The organism is Bradyrhizobium sp. Cp5.3 (assembly GCF_000426265.1).
GTDB classification, from domain to species: domain Bacteria; phylum Pseudomonadota; class Alphaproteobacteria; order Rhizobiales; family Xanthobacteraceae; genus Bradyrhizobium; species Bradyrhizobium neotropicale.
Window position 1 is genome coordinate 45,779 of sequence record NZ_AUFA01000021.1, and the last position, 21,749, is coordinate 67,527.

Consider the following 21,749-nt stretch of genomic DNA (forward strand, 5'->3'; position numbering starts at 1 on the left):
GATCTGCACCTTTGGGGCGGGCGACTGGCGGAATGCGGTTCTTGAAATCTGACGGCGGGCTCATCGGCGCACTGTCGGTGCTCGCGATCACCCAACTCATCGGATGGGGAACGATAGGCCTTCCCGCGATCGTGGGCCGCGATCTCGCAGCCGATCTCGGCATGAGCCTGCCGACAGTCTTCTCCGGCACATCGGTCCTTTATGTCGCGATGGGGCTCTGTGCCCCCTGGCTCGCCAAGTCCTTTGCGCGGCACGGTGCGCGAAAGGTGATGATGGCCGGAACGGTCGTCGCAGCGCCCGGCTTCGTTCTGCTGTCCTTTGCGCGCGAGCCGATGCTCTATTTCGCGGCCTGGATCGTCCTCGGCATGGCAGGCAGTGCTACGCTGTCCACCGGCACCTACATCATGCTGAACGAGGTCGCCGGACGGCAGGCCAAGAGCGCCATCGGCGCGCTCATGCTGGTGACGGGATTGTCCAGCAGCATCTTCTGGCCGACCACCTCGTTTCTGAGCGGCCTCGTCGGCTGGCGCGGGACGTGCCTCGTCTACGCCGCGATGTTGATCCTCGTTTCGCTGCCGCTCTATGCTTTCGCGGCCCCGCGCCGGAGCGTCGCGAAGGACAACGGCGGTGAGCCGACACAAGGCGTCGATGCGCCTGCGATTCCCCGCAGCACCTTCGGCCTCGTCGTCGCCGCGATCACGCTCAACGCCTTCGTCAATTTCGGCCTGAGCGCCGTTCTCATCGAGCTCCTTCGGGCGGAGGGGCTGGCGCCGGCGCAAGCCATTGCCTTCGGTTCGATGCTCGGCGTGATCCAGGTCAGCGCCCGCGGGCTCGATTTCCTCGGAGGAGGACGATGGGACGGGATCACGACCGGGCTCGTCGCAGGCACGGCGCTCCCGGTGGCGATGCTGCTGCTGATGGTGAGCGAGGGGGCGACCTGGGCGGTGGCGATCTTCATCCTGCCTTACGGCGCCGGCAGCGGCGCGATGGCGGTGGCGCGGGCAACGATCCCGCTCGTGTTCTACGACCAGGCCGAGTTCGCCAAGGCGATGTCGATGATCGCGCTGCCGCTCAATCTCGCCTCCGCCATCTCTCCGCCCGTGCTCGTCAGCTTGCTCACCCAGTTCGGCAGCCGCGGCGCGCTCGGTCTCACCTTTGCCTGTTCCTGTGCAACGGTGCTGATCCTTGTCCTGCTCAGTCGCCGGCGCCCGAGCATGGCTGCGGCAGCCGCGATCTGACGCACAGGCACGATATTCGCGGCGCGGAAATTCGGCGCCGCGAGAGCCGCTTCGGCTGCCGGGCTGGGGATGGTCGTATGCCGCCAGTGCAGTGCTCGGGACGCAAAAATGGTGTATCCGCAGAGAGTGCGGCCAGGGTTTCAGCTGCCGCGCCAAGATCAGTTCCCGGAGGAAACCTACATGTCGGCCTTGCCGCTTTCAGGCATCAAGATCCTTGATCTCACGCGCGTGCTCGCCGGGCCTTTGTCGGCCCAGATGCTGGGCGATCTCGGTGCGGAGATCATCAAGATCGAGCGGCCGGGCACCGGCGATGACGCGCGCGCCTTCGGCCCGCCTTACCTGACCGACCCCGAGGGCAAGGCGAACAACAACAATTCGTTCTACCTCTGTGCCAACCGCAACAAGAAGTCGGTCACCGTCAACATCGCCAAGCCCGAAGGGCAGGAGATCATCCGGCAGCTTGCAAAGGACGTCGACGTCTTCATGGAGAACTACAAGGTCGGCGATCTTAAGCGCTACGGCCTCGACTACGAGACGATCAAGGCGATCAATCCCCGCATCATCTATTGCTCGGTAACCGGCTTCGGTCAGACCGGGCCCTACGCGCCGCGCGCGGGCTATGACGCTATCCTGCAGGCGATGGGCGGCCTGATGAGCGTCACCGGTCACATCGACGGCGAGCCTGGCGAGGGCCCGATGAAGGTCGGCCCGTCGATCGTCGACTACATGACCGGCATGAACACCTCGATCGGACTTCTCTCGGCGCTCTACCATCGCGACGCCAATGGCGGGGAAGGACAGCACATCGACGTCTGCCTGTTCGATACCGTCATCGCATCGTTGTCGCACTGGCTGCAGATCTACCTCGTCAACGGCAAGACACCGCCGCGCCGCGGCACCTGGGGCAATGGTGGCATGCCGGCCGGTGTGTTCCGCTGCACCGATGGCGAACTGATGCTGGTGGTCGGCAATGACGGCCAGTTCCAGCGCACCTGCGCCGTGCTCGGCGAGCCCGAACTCGCGAGCGACAAGCGCTTCATCAAGAACAACGACCGCGTCGTGCACGGCAAGGAGATCATGGCGATCTTCGCTGGCCTGTTCCTGACGAAGCCGGTGGCCTATTGGCTGGAGAAGCTGGAGGAGGCCGGCGTGCCGTCAGGTCCGATCAACAATTTCGAGCAGGTGTTTAGCGATCCGCACGTGCAGTCGCGTGGCATGCGGGTGAAGGTCAACCATCCCTTCGAGCCCGATCTTTCGCTGATCCGCAACGCGCTGACCTTCTCGGAGACCCCGATCACGGACTACCGCGCGCCGCCGCTGCTCGGCGAGCACACCCAGGAGGTGCTCGGCGGCAAGCTCGGCTATGATGCCGGCAAGATCGAGGCGCTGAAAAAGCAGGGCATCATCTAGCGGCTCTCTTTTGCCCTCTCCCTCTGTGGGAAAGGGTGGCTCGCCGCATAGCGGCGAGACGGGTGAGGGGTCTGCTTCCGAAAATGAGATCGTGGTGAGAACCCCTCATCCGGCGCTCCGCGCCACCTTCGCCCACAAGGGCGAAGGGAAGGGGACCTGCGAAAACTACGGACAAGGGGCAACATCGCATGACCACCGGCAAGACCATCATCACCTGCGCGATCACCGGCAATCTCACAAAGCCCGAGCAGTCGCCATACCTGCCGATCACGCCCGAGCAGATCGCGACATCCGCGCTGGAAGCAGCCGAAGCCGGCGCTGCCATCGCTCACATCCACGTGCGCGATCCCGCGACGGGCCGTCCCTCGATGTCGATCGATCTCTATCGCGAGGTGATGGAGAAGATCCGCGCCCGCAACAAGAGCCTCATCATCAATCTCACGACCGGCCCGGGCGGCCGCTTTGTTCCGTCGATCGAGGATCCCCGCGTCGCCGGCCCCGGCACCACGCTGCTTCAGCCCGAAAAGCGTGTCGAGCATATCGAGCTCTTGAAGCCCGACATCTGCACGCTCGACCTCAACACCATGAACTCCGGCGGCGAAGTCGTGATCAACACCCCGCGGAACGTCCGTATCATGGCCGAGCGCATGAAGGCGGCCGGCGTGTTGCCGGAGATCGAGCTGTTCGATTCCGGCGATTGCCACCTCGCGCGCGACCTCTTTGCCGACGGGACGCTGAAGGGGCCGGGCCTGTTCTCGCTCGTGCTCGGGGTGAAGTACGGCTTCTCCGCAACGCCCGAGACGATGTTCTACGCCCGCAGCCTGCTACCGCCGGGCGCGATCTGGTCCGGTTTCGGCATCGGCCGCGCCGAGTTCCCGATGGTCGCGCAAGCTTACCTACTCGGCGGCCACGTCCGCGTCGGCATGGAGGACAATCTTTATATGTCGAAGGGCGTGCTGGCGAAGACAAACGCGGAACTGGTCACACATGCGGCAGGCATATTGAAAAGCCTCGGTGCCTCCATTGCGACCGCACAGGATGCGCGGGCGCTACTCGGGCTTGCGTGAGGCTTGCCGGCAATCCCCAGATGAATCCGGTCCGTAGTCGACCCGGCTTCCACTTTTCGCCAGACTCTGATTCGATCTTGTCGTCTCTCGCATCAACGTTCGGGGGGAAGTCACGAATGTCCTACACGATCGGGTTCCAGGCCAAGAACCAGAAGGCGGTCCTCGCGACGGAGGCAGCCACGGCCAATCAGGCGGTCGCCGTTATCGCGGCGCTACAGAAGAGCGCCAGCGCCATCGAGTTCATCCGCTCGCCGCAGGAAGGCGACATGGGCATCGAGATGCTGCTGCTGCTCGCAAAGGAAGAGGCCGAGGAGATGCCGCAGCGGGTATAGCCCAGCGCGCGACCACAGTTCGAGCTCAAGCGAAGCATGCCGGCTGCATGACGACGTAGCCTGTTGCCATCTCGCTTGAACCGAGGGTGGCCACCCATGAAACGCGAAGCGCTCCGCGTCGAACCGATCTCGACCTATCTCGATCGCTGGAAGGCGCCGGCCTCGCCCGTCACGCGCGCCGGCAACATGATCTTCGTCTCCGGCCTGCCGCCGTTCGACCCCGAGACGGGCGAGATCGCATCCGTTCCGATCGAGCGGCAGAGCGAATTGATCCTGGAGCAGATGAAGATGTGCCTTCAGACGGCAGGCGCCTCGCTCGATAACGTCATGAAGTGCAACGTCTACTGCACCTCGGCCCGACACTTCGCCGTCTTCAACGCGATCTATGCGCGCTACTTCCCGGAGCAGCCGCCGGCGCGGATCTTCGTCTGTATCCCCGAATGGACCGGGCCGTTCGACATCGAGATCGACTGCATCGCGATGGTCTGAGGTTTTAGCGCGCGTCGCGTGCGAGCGCGCGCGCCGGGGCCTTCATCTCCACCTTGCCGGCGGTCAATGCCATCGTTGCCACGCTGACCACACGCGCGATCACGTCCTCGACGTCGTCGAGATCGCATTTGCCCTCCGACAGTTTCGTCAGCCGCTCGCTCTCTCGGATGGTGTGGTGTGCCATCGCGAGCGCAAAATTCAGGCCCCAGTAGATTTCGACGTCGCTGCGGTCGGGAAGGGACCTGCGCATCGCGCCGACGAATTTCCGCAGATGGTCGATCTCACGGTTCTTGATACGGCGGATCGGCGGCACGGATTCGATCGAGGCGCGGATCATGAAGCGCGCCGCGGTCGAGCGCTGGTTCTCAGGGCCAAGGCAGCCGCGCAGCGTCGGGCCGACGAGTGCGTGCAAGATCACCTCGATCGGCGCGCTGCCGCCGCCTTGCTCCTCCGCCGCCTTCAGCTCGCGCAGGCGCTCGCGGTTGGTCGCGATCGAGCGCGTCACGAACAACTCCGCGATCAGTTCGTCCTTCGAGCCGAAATGATAGTTCACCGCAGCTAGGTTGACATTGGCGTCCGCGACGATGTCGCGCAGCGTGACGTCGCCGAAGCCGCGATCGGCATAGAGCCGTTCGGCGGCGGCGAGAATGGCGGTCCTTGTGTGATCGCTGGCCATGGTTGCCCTCGCGGGAGGGAGTTGCAATTCAAACAGTTGTATGAAACTATCGTTTGAAGGCCGGGAAAAGTCAATCCGCTTGATGGAATTGAGCCGCGCTCGCGGCGATGGTTCCGCGCCTCGCATCTGCAACTTGCCGAATGGCTTGCGGGGCGCGCGCGACGGGAGGACAGTTCGGCGCAAAACCGCTTTGCAAAGCAAAATCGCTTGGCAAACAAAGACGAGGAGCGTCCCATGGATTTCGATCTGTCGCCCAAGCAGAAGGAATGGCTCGATCGCGTGCAGTCGTTCATGACCAAGCACGTGCGCCCGGCGGTTCCGATCTACAACGAGCAGGATCACAGCGGCGAGCGCTGGAAGGTGATCCCGATCCTCGAGGATTTGAAGAAGAAGGCGAAGGCCGAGGGTCTGTGGAACATGTTCATGCCGCCGTCCGAGCATGAGGACGACGAATTCCGCGGCGCGGGATTGACCAATCTTGAATACGCGCTGCTGTCGGAGCAGATGGGCCACATCTCCTGGGCCTCCGAAGTGTTCAACTGTTCCGCGCCCGACACCGGCAACATGGAAGTGTTCATCCGCTACGGCACCAAGGAGCAGAAGCGGAAATGGCTGCGCCCGCTGATGGACGGCGAGATCCGCTCCGCGTTCCTGATGACGGAACCCGCGGTCGCTTCGTCCGACGCCACCAACATCGAGACCCGCATCGAGCGCGACGGCGATCATTATGTCATCAACGGCCGCAAATGGTGGTCGTCGGGCGTCGGCGATCCCCGCTGCAAGATCGCGATTCTGATGGGCAAGACCGATCCGAAGGCCGCAAAGCATCAGCAGCAGTCGCAGATCCTGGTTCCGCTCGACACGCCCGGCATCAAGGTCGAGAAGATGCTGCCCGTGTTCGGCTTCGATGACGCGCCGCATGGCCACGCCCAGGTGCTGCTCGAGAACGTCCGCGTTCCCGCGTCCAACATTCTGCTCGGCGAAGGCCGCGGCTTCGAGATCGCGCAGGGCCGCCTCGGTCCGGGCCGCATCCATCACTGCATGCGCACCATCGGCAAGGCCGAGGAGGCGCTGGAGAAGATGGTGAAGCGGCTGATGTCGCGCACCGCCTTCGGCAAGAAGATCGTCGAGCACTCCGTGTGGGAGCAGCGCATCGGCGAGGCCCGTACCAACATCGAGATGACGCGTCTGCTCTGCCTCAAGGCGGCCGACATGATGGATAAGGTCGGCAACAAGACCGCGCAGGCTGAGATCGCGATGATCAAGGTCGCAGCCCCCAATATGGCGCTGAAGATCATCGACGAGGCGATTCAGGCCTTTGGCGGCGCCGGCGTCTCCGACGAGGCCGGGCTTGCCAAGGACTATGCCGGCATCCGCACGCTGCGGCTCGCCGATGGTCCGGACGAGGTGCACAATCGCGCCATTGCCAGACTTGAAATCCGGAAGTATGCAAACTCTCCCGGTCATTAAGAGCGTTTTCCAGCGAAGTGGACACCGGTTCGCGCTAAGAAAACGCGTCAAAACAAGAATCTAGAGATTCCGTTCCGATTTGTCGGAACGGAATCTCTGGGAGGGAGAGCTCCTTTGGCGCTCCCGACTTGAAGAAACGACAGGGCATGATCCGCTTCGGCGACCGCTTGACGCAAGTGCGTCAGGCGTGACCGGGTAGCATGCACCGAGCGAAGAGGGAGCGTCATCGTGGCTGACGGCGTCAGGAAAGACGAGGAGTTCTCGGGCACCAAGCCGGTCGAGGAGCGGCATCGTTTCGACGAGCTGCGCCTGGATGCCTGGATGCGCGACAACGTCGAAGGCTATGAGGGCCCGCTGGTCGTCCTGCAGTTCAAGGGCGGCCAGTCCAACCCGACCTATCGGCTGAACACGCCGAACCGGTCCTACGTGATGCGCAGAAAGCCGTTCGGCAAATTGCTGCCGTCGGCGCATGCGGTCGACCGCGAATATCGCGTGATCGCAGCGCTCGGCAAGCAAGGCTTTCCGGTCGCGCACGCCTATGCGCTCTGTCAGGACGACAGCATCATTGGCGCTGCCTTCTACATCATGTCGATGGAGGAGGGCCGCGTGTTCTGGGATCCGGCTCTTCCCAGCCAGGACCCGGATGCGCGGCGCAAGATTTTCACCAGCAAGATCGAGACCCTGGCGAAGCTTCACATGTTCGATCCCAACGCGATCGGCCTTAGCGACTTCGGCAAGCCCGGCAATTATTTCGCGCGCCAGATCGACCGCTGGACCAAGCAGTACCGGGCGTCGGAGACCCAGCACATTCCGGAGTTCGAGAAGGTCGCCGAGTGGCTGCCGAAGACCGTGCCGGAACAGGCGCGCGTCTCGATCGTCCATGGCGACTATCGCCTCGACAACATGATTTTCCACGCGACGGAACCTCGCGTGCAGGCCGTACTGGACTGGGAGCTGTCGACGCTCGGCGATCCCATGGCCGACTTCACCTATCTGTTGATGCAGTGGATCATGCCGGGCCTGCATGGCGTCGACCTGAAGGCGCTCAACATCCCGAGCCTGGAAGAAGCGGCGCAGATCTACTGCAACGTCACCAAGATGAACGTGCTGGATCTCAACTGGTACTTCTCCTACAATCTGTTCCGGCTCGCGGGGATCACCCAGGGTATCGCCGGCCGCATCCGCGACGGCACCGCCGCCAACGCCAAGGCCCTCGAATCCGCCAAGCGCACCGTGCCGCTGTCGAAGGCCTCATGGGAATACGCGCAAAAGGCGGGCGCGGTTTAAGGGAAGGCGAGGGCGCGGCCGGTGCGGCCGCGCTTTTTTGTTACGCGCCTCTCGTGTCCCGGACGCGGTGCAGCACGAAGTGCTGCTCCGCAGAGCCGGGACCCAGTCACGTCGCCAGGGAATTCAGCTCATCAGTCAGATCGCGCCAATCAGGATTGAGCTCTTCAATCAGCTTGAGCTTCCAGGCGCGCCGCCAACGCTTAAGCGAATGTTCGCGCGCCCGAGCTTCAAGGACCGAGTCGAAGGTCTCTAAATAGACGAGCAACGTCACGTCGTACTGCCGCGTGAAGCCGGGTATGAGTTTGGCCTTGTGCTCCGCCATTCTGCGAGGAAGGTCGTTGGTGACGCCGACATAAAGCGTACCATTTCGCTTGCTCGCGAGGATGTAAACGAAGAAGGGCATGTCCATGCAACCGGCGTTGACGAACGTCACGACCTAGGATTGCATATTTGGGCGGTGCCGCCAATCCCTCTGGGTCCCGGCTCTGCGGCGCGTCACTTCGTGCCGCACCGCGTCCGGGACACGAGATACTGCATACACCAAGGCTTCGTAGGTCGGGCACGGCTCGTTGTGCCATCTGACGGTCTAATCTGGCCAACGCAGAAGGGCCGCTTCGCGCGCTATAAGGTTTTGACAATGGCTGGTTGCAAGGTCGCGCGCCCAAGCTTGGGCTTCGTCGATCTTGGGCTGCAAATCGGCCAGTGCCTGTGCCTGCCAGTGGATTCGATCGTGGCCGAGCGGGAGTGCATCGGTTTCCGAGTCAATTCCGACAAACGGCAGAATGTCGGCGTCGTCTTCGAGCTTCGCTTTGAACCGACACCCCGCGATGATGCGCGCCCCCTCGATCGTAGAAGCCTTTCCGGACAACACGCGCTTTGCCGTTTCAAGAATTTGCCAGCGCGCTCCAATAATTTCGGATTGGTTCCAACTCATCGGAGTTTTACGCGACGCCCTCAGCGCACTTTGCGATCAGCCTCTCGACAAATCCCGCGCACTTCTCCAGCTCCGCCATCTCCACGAACTCGTCCGGCGTATGCGCCTGTGCGATCGAGCCTGGGCCGATCACCACTGACGGCACGTCGGCCATGCTGACGAACAGGCCGGCCTCGGTGCCGAAGGCGACCTTGGCGTGGTCGTTGCGGCCCGCGAGGCTCTTGGCTAGCGTGACGATCGCGGCGTCGGCGCTGGTGTCGAGGGCGGGGTAGTCGAGGATCTCCTCGAAATCGATGCCGCACTCCGGATGCGCCTTCTTCATCGCTGGCTCGAGTTCGGCTCTCGCCCAGGCAATGATCGCGTCCGTCACCTGCTTGGACTCGGTGATGCCGATGCCGCGGCATTCGAACTCGACCGTGCAGTGATCCGGCACGATGTTGAGCGCGGCGCCGCCGTGCACGATGCTGGTGAGCAGCGTGGTGTGCGGGACGTCGTAGAGATCGTCGCGCGCACCATCGCTCGCAAGCTTTACCGCGCGGCGGCGGATTTCGGTGATCAGCTCGGCTGCGTATTCGATCGCGTTGACGCCGTCCGGCGCGATCGAGGAGTGACGCGCAAGGCCGCGGAAGGTGGCGCGCACGCCGTGCTTGCCCTTGTGGCCGATGATCACCTGCATCTGCGTCGGTTCGCCGACGAAGCAGCCAAGCGGCTTGACCTTCTTCTTGGCGACCCCGCCGAGCATCGGCCGCACGCCGACGCAGCCGATCTCCTCGTCGTAGGAGATCGCAAGATGGATCGGTGTTGTCAGCTTGGCTTCCAGCATCTCCGGCACCATGGCAAGGCACACCGCGACAAATCCCTTCATGTCGGTGGTGCCGCGGCCGTAGAGCCTGCCATCGCGCTCGACCAGCTTGAACGGATCGTGGCTCCAGTCCTGGCCCACGACAGGGACCACGTCGGTGTGTCCGGACAGCACGAGGCCGGGGCGATCGGCGGGGCCGATCGTGACCCACAGCGAGGCCTTCTGCCCGGTGTCATCGACGATCCGCTCGAAGCTGACGCCGAGGGCCGCAAGGTAGCTCTCGATATGTGCGATCAGGGGCAGGTTGGAACGATCGCTGACGGTGTCGAAAGCGACGAGGTCGGCGAGGAGTTTGCGGATTCGGACGGGTCTTGGGCTTTGCATCATCAATTCACGGAACGGGAGGAGGTTTGCCGGCAGCGCGCAGCATAACAACAGCTTGTCCTGACGGGCAAATGTCAGCGCCTGGCCCTGGTCCCAGCGAGCTGTTCCACCGCGGAAAGATCGCGCGGCAGGATCTGCTTGAACAACGCGAGGGACCGACGGCCTTCCGAAGGCGGCAGGGTGATCGCATGACGTACCGCGGCTGCGATCAGCACCATGGTCAGTTGCGAGAACGAGGTGAGGGTGGCAATCGGTACCTTCGGCGCGATCCGCTGTAGTGCGTCGCCGAGCAGGCCGGCGAGATAGGCGACATCCTCCTCGTCGATCTTCTGCAGGATCGGATCGGCTTGCGTCGCCTGCCAGATGTGATGCATCACGGGATGCTCGCGGAACATCTGCTCATAGCCGTCAATGATGCGACATAGCGCGGCGTGGAGATCGGATAGGGCCGTCATGTCGGAAAGATCGCGCCGGACGCAGTCGCGCCCGATTGCGTTGTAGCGCTCGGCCAGCGTTCCGATGATCGCGCTTTTGTCCGGGAAATATTGGTAGAGCGAGCCGAACGCGATCCCCGTGCGCTCGACGATGTCGCTCATGCGGAAGGCGTCGCTGCCTTTGTCGGTGAGGATATCGGCCGCGCAGGACAGAATCCGGTCGAAGCGTTCCCGGCTCCGCTCCTGGGTGGGCACCAACGCAGTTCGGCGTCCGGCCTCGCTCGCCGCCTTGCTCGTCTTATTATTCCGTTCGCGCATCCTGGTTCCCGCCGATGAGCTCTTGACGTCAGAAATAAGAGAGTTTATCGCATTTATCAAATACGAGGACTTATCGTATTTTTGGAGTACGGCATGCGACAGGCTCTCACGACCGGGCTGCTCTGGTTCTCGGCGATCGGCTGTGGCCTCGTTGGCGGGCTCTATTTCGCGTTCTCGACCTTCATCATGACCGCGCTCGGCCGCATCGATCAGGCATCCGGCATCGCCGCCATGAATGCCATCAACGTTGACATCGTGCGCTCGCTGTTCATGCCGTTCTTTCTCGGCACGACGGTGTCGAGCGCCGCGCTGGTGGTGATGGGCCTGCTGCGCATGAGCGAACCGGGGGCGGCAGTCATGATCGCCGGTGGCAGCCTCTACGTGATCGGCATGTTCCTGGTGACGATGGTCTTCAATGTGCCGCTCAACAACGCGCTCGCCGCGGTGCAGTCGTCCGCGCCGGAGGCGGCATCGGTCTGGGCGACCTACTTGAAGGACTGGACCTTCTGGAATCACGTGCGGACGGTGGCTTCCGTTGCTGCCTGTGCGTTCTTCATCGCCGCGCTTGCGGCGCGCTAGTAGCCCGGATGGAGCGAAGCGTAATCCGGGACCTTTTGCCCGCTTGGATGGATACCCGGATTACGCTTCGCTCCATCCGGGCTACAAGTACCTGTGTTGCCCGACGGGCAAAAAGCACGAGCACTCGGTCAATGCGCGGTCGAAAATATATTCCGTTTTACCTAAATTCGGGTTTGTCGTAGTTTGCTCGCACTGCGGCCCAAGGAAGAGTGGGCGCATCGCGATCGTCACGACACGCGAGCCGAACGGCGGTGGACGTAAGGCGCATCGGCGCGAATGGCTCCGCAGGGCAGGCGACTGTGAGCGAAGGCATCGTGCCACGACCGGTATCCACCATCGTCCGCAATAACATCTCCCTGTAGTTATGGGTCCTTGCTTTCGCCAGGACGACATCGGAGATGTTGCAGCGTGGTGCCGGACATCGGGTGCATGAATGGCCGGGTCGAGTCCGGCCGTCATCGATGCGGAGAACGCCCGTGTTAGACCGGCTTGCCCGTATACGGCATCGATGCCGTGAGGCCGCCGTCGACAGGAAACGCCTGCCCATTCACGTACGACGCTTCGTCGCTGGCCAGGAACAGGCCCATCGCCGCGAGTTCGTGCGGCTGGCCGGGGCGCTTCAGGGGATTGAGCTGGCCGATCTTGTCGGAGGTGCCGCGCTCCTTGGCGCGGTCGAAGATCGGTTTCGTCATCCCGGTTTCGATCAGGCCGGGGCACACCGCATTGATGCGCACGCCGGTGCCGGTGAGCGAATAGGCGGTGGTCTGCACCAGGCTGATCACGCCAGCCTTGCTCGCGGCGTACGGATGTCCGCTCGCGCCGGCCTTCAGGCCCGCAACCGAAGCGGTCAGCACGATCGCGCCGGACTGCTGCTTCACCATGTGCGGCATCGCGTACTTCACCGCGAGGAACGGTCCGATCAGGTTGACGCGCAAGATCTCCTGCCAGTGCTCCACCGTCTGCTCGGCCAGCGGAACGAGTCCGCCGGAGACGCCGGCATTGGCCCAGATCACGTCGAGCCGGCCGTGCGTCTTCACCGCCTTGTCGATGACGGCGATGACGTCCGTCTCGGAGCCCGCATCCGCGATCATCGCTTCGGCGGTGCCGCCGGCATTCCTGATCTCCTCGACGGTGTCCTTCACCGCCTCGGTGCGATCGACCGCGATCAGTTTTGCGCCTTCCCTGGTGAACAGCAGTGCAGCCGCGCGTCCGATGCCGCTGCCGGCGCCAGTGATGATGACGGATTTGCCTTGCAGGCGGCCCATGCGCTTCTCCCTTGTGCTTCGCGCGCGACGCCTGCCGCGCGACGGAATTTCAAACAGAATTTCAAACGGCCAAGAAATCTTAAAACGGCAAAGTGTCTTGAGACACGTTCGCCACTCACGTACAGCGACATCACACGGGATGGAAGGGTTTCGATGATGTCCGACTCCGGCAAGTCCAAAGTGGTCACGACGCGGTGGTGGTGGGTCCGTCATGCGCCGGTGCGCAACGACGGCGGCAACATTTACGGGCAGAGCGACATCGCCTGCGACACCAGCGATACTTATGTGTTCGAGGCGGTCGCAAAGGTGCTGCCGCGCGATGCGGTCTGGTATTCGAGCAATCTGATGCGCACGCATCAGACAGCAGAGGCGATCTGGGCGGCCGGCTTTCCCAAGCCTGCGAACATGCCATGGGAGGCGGATTTCGCCGAACAGCATCTCGGTCGATGGCAGGGCATGAACCGCGCGGCGTTCGTCGCGAGCCGGCCCGCCGGAACGAGCTGGTTCGCCGACATCAACGAGCCGGCGCCGGGCGGCGAAAGTTTCATGGACCTTTACAACCGCACCTGTCGCGCGATCGATCGGATCAATCGTGAACACGCGGGCCAGGACGTGATCGCGGTCGGCCATGGCGGTACCATCAAGGCGGCCGTGGGGCTCGCGCTCGGTGGTCTGCCGGAGCAGGGGCTCGCGTTCGACATCGACAACGTGTCGGTGACACGGCTCGATCATTACGCGACCGCGGAGCGGGTCGTCTGGCGCCTGCCGATGGTGAACCAGCAGCCATGGATCGCGGATCCTGCGCACGCCGCCATGCATCAGCCGGCGGGACCGGAAGTCAAGAAGCTCGCCTGACGCCGTTGTCGGCGCGCGCGAGCGCGGCATAAGCTTTGAGCCAATCAAATCGCACTCTGGGAGAGAAACATGACCTTGTTCGACATGAAGGGAAAAGTCGCCGTCATCACCGGCTCGACGCGCGGCATCGGGCTCGCGATCGCCGAGCGCATGGCCGAGCACGGCGCCAAGGTCGTGATCTCCTCGCGCAAGGCCGATGTCTGCGATGAGGTGGCGAAGGGCATCAACCACAAATTCGGGAAGCATACCGCCGTCGCGATCGCCGCGAACATCTCCTCGAAGGAGAACCTGCAAAACCTCGTCGACGAGAGCAATCGCGCCTTCGGCAAGATCGACGTGCTGGTCTGCAACGCGGCCTCGAACCCGTATTACGGTCCGCTCGCGGGCATCTCCGACGATCAGTTCCGCAAGATCCTCGACAACAACATCGTCGCCAACAACTGGCTGATCTCGATGGTGGTGCCGCAGATGATCGAGCGCAAGGACGGTTCGGTCATCATCGTGTCCTCGATCGGCGGCCTGAAGGGCTCGACCATCCTCGGCGCCTACGCGATCTCGAAGGCCGCCGACATGCAGCTCGCCCGCAACTTGGCTTGCGAATACGGCAAGCACAACATCCGCGTGAACTGCATCGCGCCCGGCCTGATCAAGACCGACTTCGCGAAGGCACTGTGGGACAATCCGGAGAACCTGAAGGCCTCGACCTCGCGCTCGCCGCTGCTGCGCATCGGCATCCCCGACGAAATCGCCGGCGCCGCGGTGTTCCTGGGATCGAAGGCCGGCGACTTCATGACCGGCCAGACCATGGTGATCGACGGCGGCGCGACGATCAGTTGACGCGGTCGCGCGTGGGAAAGGGCACGCAAACTACCCACACATAGGTGTCATCGCCCGCCTTGTGCGCAATTGCGCACTGGGGCGGGCGATCCAGTACCCCAGAGCCGGCGGTTGTGTGAACGAACTACCGCCGCGGAGTACTGGATGCCCCCCGGTCAACCCGGGGCATGACAGCGAATGTGGGGACGCGGTGTTGCCTCAATCCACCGCCGCGTACACCAGATCCCGCACCAGCGTGCGCGTGTAGTCGCGCTGGCCCGGGCCTTGGCTCATGAACACCGCGAACAGATCCTCCCTCGGGTCGATCCAGAAGAACGTTCCCGCAATGCCGCTCCAGAAATACTGGCCGACGCTGCCGGGGAACGGCGCGATGCCGGCGTCCCTTCGCACCGCGAAGCCGAGGCCAAAACCATGGCCAGGGGAGAGCAGGGTGCCGTTGGCCGGAACGCCGGGGCCGAGATGATCCGAAGCCATCAGCTCCAGCGTCTTGCGGCCGATGATCCTGTTGCCGTCGAGCGTGCCGCCGTTGCGCAGCATCATGCAGAAGCGGGCATAGTCCATCGTGGTCGACACGAGCCCGCCGCCACCGGACTCCATCGCTGGCTGTTCCAGCATGTTGAAGAGCGCGACCTTGTCGCCGGTCCAGGGATCGGCCGGGAACGCCTCGGCGAGCCGGCCGGCATTGGCCTCATTGGTCGAGAACCCCGTTTCGGCCATCTGAAGCGGCGCAAGGATGCGGTCGGCGAGGTACGCGCCGAGCGACTTGCTGCTGATGACCTCGATGATGCGGCCGAGGATGTCGGTGGAGCGGCTGTAGTTGAACTCCGCGCCGGGATGACAGACGAGGGGAAAGCTCGCGACGAGCGTGGCGTGCTCGGCGTTGGTGATCTTGCGGCTGCGCACCCGTGAGTCCTGGTAGATCTTGTGCACGGGACCGTCGCCCTGGTGCTCATACGTCAGACCCGACGTGTGACGGAGCAGGTCCTGCACCGTCGTCGCCCGCCGCGCCGAAACCAGTTCCAGCTTGCCGCCGTCGACGACGCCGACCTTCTGGTCGGCGAACTCCGGAATGAATTTTGCGACGGGGTCGCTAAGGAGGAGGTGCCCATCCTCGATCAGTGCCATCACGCCGACGGACACGATCGGCTTGGTCATCGAGAACAGGCGGAAGATCGAATCATGAGCCATCGGTGCGGAGCCGGCCGGGCTCTGCCGTCCCAGCGCCTCGAACCAGCCGACCTGGCCGCGCCGCGCGACCAGCACGGTGATGCCGGGCACGGTTCCCTTGTCGATCTCGCGCTTGAAGGCGTCCGACATCGCCTGCAGGCGGGGACGCGACAGGCCCAGCGTTTCTGGCTTCGCCTCGAGCAAAGGCGGCGCTTTCGGTGTGATCGCAGCGTGAGAAGCGGTTTGGGCAGTCATAGGCACTCCCGGTTGCTCTTTATTGTCGGGAATGAACTGTTGCCCAGAAGCCGCGGCACAAACAAGCGAAGCCAGCGCGCTTCTCCCTTGCAATCCGGCTGCCCCCTGTGCTTGAAAGCGCACCTGACCTCGCGGCGACGCTGGGTTCGTAGGAGTGTAGCTCAATTGGTAGAGCACCGGTCTCCAAAACCGGGGGTCGCAGGTTCGAGCCCTGCCACTCCTGCCAGCGATTTCAAGCACTCACAGCCTTGCGGCGGAAAGATGCGGCAGGATTAGTCGCAGATGAGTCGCCGCGTGCAACTCACTAAAACTTGCTACATCGAGCTCGCTCGTCGTGCACCATGCGGTACTCGGTGGGACGCTGCACGACGGTTGCCGCCCAGATCAGCGCGCCGAGCCAACCGAAGAAGGTCCAGCCGAAGAACAGGTTGAGCAGGAAGATCGCCAGCGTATTGTGATGGCCGCGCAGCAGGGCGATGATCGCCGGGAAGAAATAGGCGGCGATCAGAATGCCGATCGCCATCAGGCCGGCCACCGCGTCGGCGCCATCCGACGGCGTTGCGGCAAGAGCGGGGTGCGCAACGAGCGTCACTGCGAGCGCGGCAGTCCAAGTTAGCAGTCTCATGGTAGTCCTCGCGGGGAGCGGATCGGGTAATCATTGCAGACCGGGCTTCTTGACCGGCGTCATCTCGAGTTCACGCCCATCCCTTGGTGTCGCCCTTCCAACGGCCGGTTCGAAGCTCGGATCGTGCTTCATTCCGGCCGGATAAGTCCTTGATCCTGATTGGCTCTCGCGCGCAGGGCGGGAGAGCGGCGCTTGCCGGGGAGGGCTTGCCCACACCTTGACCTTTGGCCCCATCCGCAGTATCTACCCGATACCTGTAGCCGGCCCGTTAGACGCGGATTTCCGGCGCGGCTTTAAATCCCGAACACGCGAGCCCGGTTTCCGGCTCATCCTTCACGCGAGGGTTGGGCCAAAGGCGGCTGTTCGGATCCCTGAAATCTTTTCTCGTCTCACGACGGACTTTGGACATCAAACGATGGCAGTCAGCCCGTTCAAGTTCTTGCAGGAAGTGCGCTCGGAGACCGCCAAGGTCACCTGGCCGACCCGCCGCGAGACGACGATCACCACGATCATGGTGTTCGTCATGGTCGCCCTGGCCTCGATCTTCTTCTTCGCCGCCGACCAGATCATCCGTTATCTCGTCACCCTTCTTTTGGGCATTCACTGATGGCAACAGCCACCGCAATTCAATCGTCCGACAAGCGTTGGTACATCGTCCACGCCTATTCGAACTTCGAGAAGAAAGTCGCGGAATCGATCCGCGAGCAGGCCAAGCAGCGCGGGCTCGAGGAGCTGTTCGAGCAGGTCCTGGTTCCGATCGAGAAGGTCACGGAAGTGCGCCGCGGCCGCAAGATCGATGCCGAGCGCAAGTTCTTCCCGGGCTATGTGCTGGTGAAGATGAAGCTGACCGACGAGGCGTTCCATCTGATCAAGAACACGCCCAAGGTCACCGGCTTCCTCGGCGCGGAAAACAAGCCGATGCCGATCTCGGAATCGGAGGCGATGCGGATCCTGAACCAGATGCAGGAGGGCGTGGAACGTCCGAAGGCGTCGGTGTCGTTCGAGATCGGCGAGAATGTGCGCGTGGCCGACGGCCCGTTCGCCTCGTTCTCGGGTGTGGTCGAGGAAATCGACGAGGCGCGCTCGCGCGTGAAGGTCGCGGTGTCGATCTTCGGCCGCGCCACGCCGGTGGAACTGGAATTCGGTCAGGTCGAGAAGGTCTGACCGGGTAACGCGTGAAGCCACAGGTTTCGCGCGAAGAGAGGCCGTGGGAGGGAGAGGGCGGTCGCCAGCCGCATCCGACCCAGACCACGAACCTGAAACCGCCGGCAATATGCCGGCACAACAGGAGTGATACATGGCAAAGAAAGTGACCGGATACCTGAAGCTTCAGGTCCCGGCCGGTGCGGCGAATCCTTCGCCCCCGATCGGTCCCGCGCTCGGTCAGCGCGGTCTCAACATCATGGAGTTCTGCAAGGCGTTCAACGCCCAGACCCAGAAGGAAGAGAAGAACACCCCGATCCCGGTGATCATCACCATTTACGCGGACCGTTCCTTCACCTTCGAGATGAAGACGCCGCCGATGTCCTTCTTCCTCAAGCAGGCTGCAAAAATCCAGTCCGGCTCGAAGGCGCCGGGCCGTGACAAGGCCGGCAAGGTGACCAAAGCGCAGGTGCGCGAGATCGCCGAGAAGAAGATGAAGGATCTCAATTGCGACACCATCGAGTCGGCCATGAAGATGGTCGAGGGCTCCGCCCGCTCGATGGGTCTGGAAGTTGCGGGGTAAGCGGTCATGGCAATCGGAAAGCGTTTGAACAAAGCCCGCGAAGGCGTTGACCGCGAAAAGCTTTACCCGCTCGCGGATGCCATCAAGATGGTCAAGGAACGCGCGAAAGCGAAGTTCGACGAGACCATCGAGGTCGCGATCAATCTCGGCGTCGATCCACGTCACGCCGACCAGATGGTCCGCGGCGTCGTGACCCTGCCGAACGGCACCGGTCGTACCCTCCGCGTCGGCGTGTTCGCCCGCGGCGCCAAGGCCGATGAGGCCAAGGCTGCTGGTGCCGACGTCGTCGGCGCCGAGGATCTGGTCGAGAAGGTGCAGAACGGCACGATCGACTTCGACCGCTGTATCGCCACTCCCGACATGATGCCGCTGGTCGGCCGTCTCGGTAAGGTGCTGGGCCCGCGCGGCCTGATGCCGAACCCGAAGATCGGCACCGTGACCATGGACGTCACCGGTGCGGTGAAGGGTGCCAAGGGCGGCTCGGTCGAGTTCCGCGTCGAGAAGGCCGGCATCGTGCAGGCCGGTGTCGGCAAGGCCTCGTTCTCCGAGGACAAGCTGGTCGAGAACGTCAAGGCGCTCGCGGACGCGGTTGCCAAGGCGAAGCCCGCCGGCTCCAAGGGCACCTACATCCAGCGTGTTGCGGTGTCCTCGACCATGGGCCCCGGCGTGAAGGTCGAGCCGGGCACCATCCTCGGCTAAAGGCTCTGCGGGAATAAAGAGATGAGGCAAGGGGCGGAATTGGGCAACCGATTCCGCTCCTTCCGTTTGTGAGGCGAGGCTCAACGGAAACAAGAACAATGGCTGACAAGGTCCTGATCTACTCGCGCTTCCCCAAGACGATGATGGCGCGCTTTGCCGAGCGGTTCGAGCTGCTCGACACCGGCGGCAAGCCGGCGCAGGAGATGTTTTCGGATGGCGAGCTCGCAGGCGTCCGCGCGCTCCTCACCGCCGGCGGCTCGCCGCTCGGGGCGGAGGCGATGGACCTGCTGCCGAAGCTCGGGGCGATCGTCTGCTATGGCACCGGCTATGACGGTGTTGACCTGAAGGCTGCCACTGCCCGCAACATCGCGGTCGGCCACAGCCCGGGTGCCAATGCGGCCTCGGTCGCCGACATCGCGATGACCCTGATGCTGGCGACGACCCGACGGATCCTGGTCGCCGATCAATATGTCCGCAGCGGCGATTGGGCCGCCTCAAGAAAGTCGCCGATGATGCGGCCGCAGGCGGGCCTGCCCGGTCGCCGCATCGGCGTCTATGGCATGGGCGAGATCGGCCGCAAGATTGCAGCACGCTGCGCGGCGTTCGAGGCCGAGGTCGGCTATTTCAGTCGCACCCAGCACGATCTGCCCTATCAATATTTTCCGTCGCTGGAGGCGCTGGCCGACTGGTGCAGCGTGCTGATGATCGCGGTCCGCGCCGGCGCCGAGACCAAGAACGCGGTCAACGCCGACATCCTCAAGCGCCTCGGGGAGGACGGCTATGTCGTCAACGTCTCCCGCGGCTCGGTGATCGACGAGGCGGCCCTCGTTGCGGCCTTGACCGACAAGTCCCTCGCGGGGGCCGGCCTCGACGTCTACGACAAGGAACCGCACGCGCCCGACGCGCTGACGGCGCTGCCGAACGTCGTGCTGTCGCCCCATATCGGCGGCCACACCCTGGACTCCCACGTCGCGATGCAGAACTGCGTGCTGGCGAACCTGACGGCGTTTTTCGAGGGGCGGCCACTGCCGTATGCGGTCAAAGCGGGCTGAATCGGTCCTTTCGGGGTGCGTCAAGCGTCCCGTGCAATCGATTGGAACTGGTGTGAATTTTGCTCTTGGCAAGCAGGCCAAGAGCGGTTAAACAACGATCTCCGGACGTGCTGGCGAGTTGCTGGCGCGTCCGTGCACGCATTCCGAAAACCCGACGCGTTAGGAGGTCATTCCTTTTCAGGACGTCCGTAAGGATTTGCCGGAAAGGGAAGGGGAACCCTTCGGTTGGTGGATGCGAGCAGAGGTCAGGCGGTTCGCCGGCTGGCCTTGTCCTGTCCAAGACTGCAGGCGCCCGCGAGGAATTTCGATTTCTCAACGGCTTAATCGCATGGCCTGCATAGACGGGTGAAGACCGGATTTCACTTCGCATCCAGCTTTAGGGCAGATGTGGAATGGGTTTGGTTCGGACCTCGACACGCCGTGGGCTCTATCGGGCTCCCGGAGGGCAGGCTTTGAATTGTCGTCTTGCCCGGCGTGTCCGATGGGTTTTGACCCGGAGGTTCAGGTTTGGGTGGGACGATGGGTGCAACCCGGCGGTCCCGCCTTTCGCGCGACGACCGCCAACCGGAGAGAGCTTGCTGTGGAACGAGCGGCAAAAAAAGAGGCGGTCGAACAGCTCAATGAGGTCTTCAAGACCACGAGCGTCGCGATCGTTGCTCAATATTCCGGCCTGACCGTTGCCCAGATGCAGAAGCTGCGCATGCAGATGAAGCAGGCTGGTGCCTCGGTGAAGGTCTCGAAGAACCGTCTCGCCAAAATTGCTCTTGAAGGCACTGACGTCGTTGCCATCGGCCCCATGCTGAAGGGACCGACCGTGATCGCCACTTCGAACGATCCGGTAGCGGCGCCGAAGGTCGCCATCGAATTCGCCAAGGCGAACGAAAAGTTCGTCATCGTCGGCGGCTCGATGGGAAAGACCGTCCTGAATGTCGACGGCGTGAAGGCGCTTGCCTCGCTGCCGTCGCTTGACGAACTGCGCGGCAAGATCGTCGGCCTCATCGTGGCCCCGGCGACCAAGCTGGCCCAGCTCGCCAACGCGCCCGCGGGCAAGCTCGCGCGCGTCATCCAGGCTCATGCCTCAAAGGGCGAAGCGGCCTGACGCCCTTCGCAAAACTCAAACCCGAACCAGACTTACACTCAAGGAAACTGAACAATGGCTGACTTGCAGAAGATCGTTGACGACCTCTCGAGCCTCACCGTGCTCGAAGCTGCTGAACTGGCGAAGCTCCTCGAAGAGAAGTGGGGCGTGTCCGCCGCTGCTGCCGTCGCGGTGGCCGGCCCGGCTGCTGGTGGCGCTGCTGCCGCTCCGGCCGAAGAGAAGACCGAATTCACGGTCGTCCTCGCCTCTGCCGGCGACAAGAAGATCGAGGTCATCAAGGAAGTCCGCGCCATCACCGGCCTGGGCCTGAAGGAAGCGAAGGACCTCGTCGAGGGCGCTCCGAAGCCGCTGAAGGAAGGCGTGAACAAGGAAGAAGCCGACAAGATCAAGGCCCAGCTCGAGAAGGCTGGCGCGAAGGTCGAGCTCAAGTAACCTTAGGTTATCTGAGCGGGATCCCGGGCGAGCGTCAGCGAGACCCGGGATCTTGGCCCGCGATGCAGGTGGCCGCTTTTGGCCTCGGCGGACGGGCTGATGCAAAAGGCGTGCGACGGAACAGCCCGACGCCGGCCGAACACGAAAAAGTGTGGGGATTTGAGGGTTTACCCCTCGAATCTCCACTATTATCGCCCCATATTGGGTCGACAGCACGAAAGCGCGGTGGACAGGGACGCCGGAGTTTCCTGTAAACCGTTGGGAGAGCAGGCTATTTCGGGCTTTTGCAGTCCGTGAAGACAATCGTTGTGACGGGC

Annotated in this window: 25 protein-coding genes and 1 tRNA gene; 18 read left to right on the forward strand and 8 right to left on the reverse strand. The window is 63.2% G+C overall.

Going from position 1 to position 21,749, the window contains the following annotated elements; genetic code table 11:
- Positions 1-32 precede the first annotated feature (32 nt).
- The 5 genes from K289_RS0125385 (at position 33) to K289_RS0125405 (ending at position 4,536) form a co-directional block, all read left to right on the forward strand.
- Positions 33-1,238, forward strand: a complete 1,206-nt coding sequence (locus K289_RS0125385; RefSeq protein WP_027554123.1) for an MFS transporter — start codon at positions 33-35, stop codon at positions 1,236-1,238.
- A 180-nt stretch (positions 1,239-1,418) separates the two neighbouring features.
- Positions 1,419-2,648 (forward strand): CaiB/BaiF CoA-transferase family protein, encoded by a 1,230-nt coding sequence (locus K289_RS0125390; RefSeq protein ID WP_027554124.1) that lies wholly within the window; start codon positions 1,419-1,421, stop codon positions 2,646-2,648.
- A gap of 188 nt (positions 2,649-2,836) precedes the next feature.
- Complete coding sequence (locus tag K289_RS0125395) at positions 2,837-3,715, forward strand: 3-keto-5-aminohexanoate cleavage protein (RefSeq protein ID WP_027554125.1); 879 nt, start codon at positions 2,837-2,839, stop codon at positions 3,713-3,715.
- Positions 3,716-3,831: 116 nt separating this feature from the next.
- Positions 3,832-4,047, forward strand: coding sequence for a hypothetical protein (locus K289_RS0125400; RefSeq protein ID WP_027554126.1), 216 nt, complete (start codon positions 3,832-3,834; stop codon positions 4,045-4,047).
- Between the two features lie 96 nt (positions 4,048-4,143).
- Positions 4,144-4,536, forward strand: coding sequence for a RidA family protein (locus tag K289_RS0125405; protein ID WP_027554127.1), 393 nt, complete (start codon positions 4,144-4,146; stop codon positions 4,534-4,536).
- A 4-nt stretch (positions 4,537-4,540) separates the two neighbouring features.
- Here the strand turns inward: K289_RS0125405 and K289_RS0125410 are convergent, their stop codons facing one another.
- Complete coding sequence (locus K289_RS0125410; protein ID WP_027554128.1) at positions 4,541-5,212, reverse strand: TetR/AcrR family transcriptional regulator; 672 nt, start codon at positions 5,210-5,212, stop codon at positions 4,541-4,543.
- Between the two features lie 234 nt (positions 5,213-5,446).
- Between K289_RS0125410 and K289_RS0125415 the strand changes: the two genes are divergently transcribed.
- Both K289_RS0125415 and K289_RS0125420 read left to right on the forward strand, forming a co-directional pair.
- Complete coding sequence (locus K289_RS0125415; protein WP_027554129.1) at positions 5,447-6,682, forward strand: acyl-CoA dehydrogenase family protein; 1,236 nt, start codon at positions 5,447-5,449, stop codon at positions 6,680-6,682.
- 228 nt (positions 6,683-6,910) lie between these two features.
- Positions 6,911-7,969 carry a phosphotransferase family protein gene (locus tag K289_RS0125420; protein ID WP_027554130.1) on the forward strand — a complete coding sequence of 353 codons (1,059 nt, stop codon included), beginning with the start codon at positions 6,911-6,913 and terminating at the stop codon, positions 7,967-7,969.
- Positions 7,970-8,075: 106 nt separating this feature from the next.
- On the opposite strand, the gene K289_RS0125425 is transcribed toward K289_RS0125420, so the two are convergent.
- The 4 genes from K289_RS0125425 to K289_RS0125440 all read right to left on the reverse strand — a co-directional run bounded on the left by K289_RS0125425 (position 8,076) and on the right by K289_RS0125440 (position 10,841).
- Complete coding sequence (locus K289_RS0125425; protein WP_027554131.1) at positions 8,076-8,378, reverse strand: GIY-YIG nuclease family protein; 303 nt, start codon at positions 8,376-8,378, stop codon at positions 8,076-8,078.
- A 177-nt stretch (positions 8,379-8,555) separates the two neighbouring features.
- Positions 8,556-8,903 carry a hypothetical protein gene (locus tag K289_RS0125430; protein WP_035685695.1) on the reverse strand — a complete coding sequence of 116 codons (348 nt, stop codon included), beginning with the start codon at positions 8,901-8,903 and terminating at the stop codon, positions 8,556-8,558.
- Between the two features lie 7 nt (positions 8,904-8,910).
- Positions 8,911-10,089: an acetylornithine deacetylase gene (argE, locus tag K289_RS0125435; RefSeq protein WP_027554133.1), complete on the reverse strand. Its 1,179-nt coding sequence runs from the start codon at positions 10,087-10,089 to the stop codon at positions 8,911-8,913.
- Positions 10,090-10,163: 74 nt separating this feature from the next.
- Complete coding sequence (locus tag K289_RS0125440; RefSeq protein ID WP_027554134.1) at positions 10,164-10,841, reverse strand: TetR/AcrR family transcriptional regulator; 678 nt, start codon at positions 10,839-10,841, stop codon at positions 10,164-10,166.
- A 93-nt stretch (positions 10,842-10,934) separates the two neighbouring features.
- Here K289_RS0125440 and K289_RS0125445 point away from each other — a divergent pair, with 93 nt between their 5' ends.
- Complete coding sequence (locus tag K289_RS0125445) at positions 10,935-11,420, forward strand: DUF1772 domain-containing protein (RefSeq protein WP_027554135.1); 486 nt, start codon at positions 10,935-10,937, stop codon at positions 11,418-11,420.
- Between the two features lie 479 nt (positions 11,421-11,899).
- Here the strand turns inward: K289_RS0125445 and K289_RS0125450 are convergent, their stop codons facing one another.
- Positions 11,900-12,685, reverse strand: coding sequence for an SDR family NAD(P)-dependent oxidoreductase (locus K289_RS0125450; RefSeq protein ID WP_027554136.1), 786 nt, complete (start codon positions 12,683-12,685; stop codon positions 11,900-11,902).
- Between the two features lie 153 nt (positions 12,686-12,838).
- On the opposite strand from K289_RS0125450, the gene K289_RS0125455 reads away from it, so the two are divergent.
- Complete coding sequence (locus K289_RS0125455; RefSeq protein ID WP_371260851.1) at positions 12,839-13,540, forward strand: histidine phosphatase family protein; 702 nt, start codon at positions 12,839-12,841, stop codon at positions 13,538-13,540.
- Between the two features lie 69 nt (positions 13,541-13,609).
- Positions 13,610-14,377 carry an SDR family NAD(P)-dependent oxidoreductase gene (locus K289_RS0125460; protein ID WP_027554138.1) on the forward strand — a complete coding sequence of 256 codons (768 nt, stop codon included), beginning with the start codon at positions 13,610-13,612 and terminating at the stop codon, positions 14,375-14,377.
- A gap of 198 nt (positions 14,378-14,575) precedes the next feature.
- Here K289_RS0125460 and K289_RS0125465 read toward each other — a convergent pair whose 3' ends face one another.
- Positions 14,576-15,799: a serine hydrolase gene (locus K289_RS0125465; protein ID WP_027554139.1), complete on the reverse strand. Its 1,224-nt coding sequence runs from the start codon at positions 15,797-15,799 to the stop codon at positions 14,576-14,578.
- Positions 15,800-15,949: 150 nt separating this feature from the next.
- On the opposite strand from K289_RS0125465, the gene K289_RS0125470 reads away from it, so the two are divergent.
- Positions 15,950-16,025: transfer RNA gene (locus K289_RS0125470), tRNA-Trp, on the forward strand.
- 78 nt (positions 16,026-16,103) lie between these two features.
- Here the strand turns inward: K289_RS0125470 and K289_RS0125475 are convergent.
- Positions 16,104-16,424 (reverse strand): superinfection immunity protein, encoded by a 321-nt coding sequence (locus tag K289_RS0125475; protein ID WP_198024762.1) that lies wholly within the window; start codon positions 16,422-16,424, stop codon positions 16,104-16,106.
- 415 nt (positions 16,425-16,839) lie between these two features.
- Here K289_RS0125475 and secE point away from each other — a divergent pair, with 415 nt between their 5' ends.
- The 7 genes from secE to rplL all read left to right on the forward strand — a co-directional run bounded on the left by secE (position 16,840) and on the right by rplL (position 21,432).
- Complete coding sequence (secE, locus tag K289_RS0125480) at positions 16,840-17,031, forward strand: preprotein translocase subunit SecE (RefSeq protein ID WP_027520978.1); 192 nt, start codon at positions 16,840-16,842, stop codon at positions 17,029-17,031.
- On the forward strand, positions 17,031-17,588 hold the full coding sequence (gene nusG, locus K289_RS0125485) for a transcription termination/antitermination protein NusG (protein WP_051310775.1): 558 nt from the start codon (positions 17,031-17,033) through the stop codon (positions 17,586-17,588). Before secE ends, nusG begins: the two co-directional genes overlap by 1 nt.
- Positions 17,589-17,721: 133 nt before the next feature.
- Positions 17,722-18,150 carry a 50S ribosomal protein L11 gene (rplK, locus tag K289_RS0125490; RefSeq protein ID WP_027554142.1) on the forward strand — a complete coding sequence of 143 codons (429 nt, stop codon included), beginning with the start codon at positions 17,722-17,724 and terminating at the stop codon, positions 18,148-18,150.
- A gap of 6 nt (positions 18,151-18,156) precedes the next feature.
- On the forward strand, positions 18,157-18,849 hold the full coding sequence (gene rplA / locus K289_RS0125495; RefSeq protein WP_035685698.1) for a 50S ribosomal protein L1: 693 nt from the start codon (positions 18,157-18,159) through the stop codon (positions 18,847-18,849).
- Positions 18,850-18,947: 98 nt separating this feature from the next.
- Positions 18,948-19,901, forward strand: coding sequence for a 2-hydroxyacid dehydrogenase (locus K289_RS0125500; protein ID WP_027554144.1), 954 nt, complete (start codon positions 18,948-18,950; stop codon positions 19,899-19,901).
- 580 nt (positions 19,902-20,481) lie between these two features.
- The gene (gene rplJ / locus K289_RS0125505) at positions 20,482-21,000 is read left to right on the forward strand and encodes a 50S ribosomal protein L10 (protein ID WP_027554145.1); all 519 of its coding nucleotides are present in this window, start codon (positions 20,482-20,484) and stop codon (positions 20,998-21,000) included.
- Between the two features lie 54 nt (positions 21,001-21,054).
- Positions 21,055-21,432, forward strand: coding sequence for a 50S ribosomal protein L7/L12 (gene rplL, locus K289_RS0125510; protein ID WP_024342440.1), 378 nt, complete (start codon positions 21,055-21,057; stop codon positions 21,430-21,432).
- Positions 21,433-21,749 lie beyond the last annotated feature (317 nt).

Bases quoted from the DNA above. Each gene is read 5' to 3' on its own strand.
- K289_RS0125450 (WP_027554136.1), bottom strand. From the start codon at position 12,685: ATGGGCCGCCTGCAAGGCAAATCCGTCATCATCACTGGCGCCGGCAGC.
- K289_RS0125440 (WP_027554134.1), bottom strand. From the start codon at position 10,841: ATGCGCGAACGGAATAATAAGACGAGCAAGGCGGCGAGCGAGGCCGGA.
- K289_RS0125430 (WP_035685695.1), bottom strand. From the start codon at position 8,903: ATGAGTTGGAACCAATCCGAAATTATTGGAGCGCGCTGGCAAATTCTT.
- rplK (WP_027554142.1), top strand. From the start codon at position 17,722: ATGGCAAAGAAAGTGACCGGATACCTGAAGCTTCAGGTCCCGGCCGGT.
- K289_RS0125460 (WP_027554138.1), top strand. From the start codon at position 13,610: ATGACCTTGTTCGACATGAAGGGAAAAGTCGCCGTCATCACCGGCTCG.
- K289_RS0125465 (WP_027554139.1), bottom strand. From the start codon at position 15,799: ATGACTGCCCAAACCGCTTCTCACGCTGCGATCACACCGAAAGCGCCG.
- secE (WP_027520978.1), top strand. From the start codon at position 16,840: ATGGCAGTCAGCCCGTTCAAGTTCTTGCAGGAAGTGCGCTCGGAGACC.
- rplL (WP_024342440.1), top strand. From the start codon at position 21,055: ATGGCTGACTTGCAGAAGATCGTTGACGACCTCTCGAGCCTCACCGTG.
- K289_RS0125410 (WP_027554128.1), bottom strand. From the start codon at position 5,212: ATGGCCAGCGATCACACAAGGACCGCCATTCTCGCCGCCGCCGAACGG.
- K289_RS0125395 (WP_027554125.1), top strand. From the start codon at position 2,837: ATGACCACCGGCAAGACCATCATCACCTGCGCGATCACCGGCAATCTC.
- K289_RS0125400 (WP_027554126.1), top strand. From the start codon at position 3,832: ATGTCCTACACGATCGGGTTCCAGGCCAAGAACCAGAAGGCGGTCCTC.
- rplA (WP_035685698.1), top strand. From the start codon at position 18,157: ATGGCAATCGGAAAGCGTTTGAACAAAGCCCGCGAAGGCGTTGACCGC.
- K289_RS0125445 (WP_027554135.1), top strand. From the start codon at position 10,935: ATGCGACAGGCTCTCACGACCGGGCTGCTCTGGTTCTCGGCGATCGGC.
- argE (WP_027554133.1), bottom strand. From the start codon at position 10,089: ATGCAAAGCCCAAGACCCGTCCGAATCCGCAAACTCCTCGCCGACCTC.
- K289_RS0125385 (WP_027554123.1), top strand. From the start codon at position 33: ATGCGGTTCTTGAAATCTGACGGCGGGCTCATCGGCGCACTGTCGGTG.
- K289_RS0125475 (WP_198024762.1), bottom strand. From the start codon at position 16,424: ATGAGACTGCTAACTTGGACTGCCGCGCTCGCAGTGACGCTCGTTGCG.
- nusG (WP_051310775.1), top strand. From the start codon at position 17,031: ATGGCAACAGCCACCGCAATTCAATCGTCCGACAAGCGTTGGTACATC.
- K289_RS0125405 (WP_027554127.1), top strand. From the start codon at position 4,144: ATGAAACGCGAAGCGCTCCGCGTCGAACCGATCTCGACCTATCTCGAT.
- K289_RS0125455 (WP_371260851.1), top strand. From the start codon at position 12,839: ATGATGTCCGACTCCGGCAAGTCCAAAGTGGTCACGACGCGGTGGTGG.
- K289_RS0125390 (WP_027554124.1), top strand. From the start codon at position 1,419: ATGTCGGCCTTGCCGCTTTCAGGCATCAAGATCCTTGATCTCACGCGC.
- K289_RS0125425 (WP_027554131.1), bottom strand. From the start codon at position 8,378: ATGGACATGCCCTTCTTCGTTTACATCCTCGCGAGCAAGCGAAATGGT.
- K289_RS0125415 (WP_027554129.1), top strand. From the start codon at position 5,447: ATGGATTTCGATCTGTCGCCCAAGCAGAAGGAATGGCTCGATCGCGTG.
- K289_RS0125500 (WP_027554144.1), top strand. From the start codon at position 18,948: ATGGCTGACAAGGTCCTGATCTACTCGCGCTTCCCCAAGACGATGATG.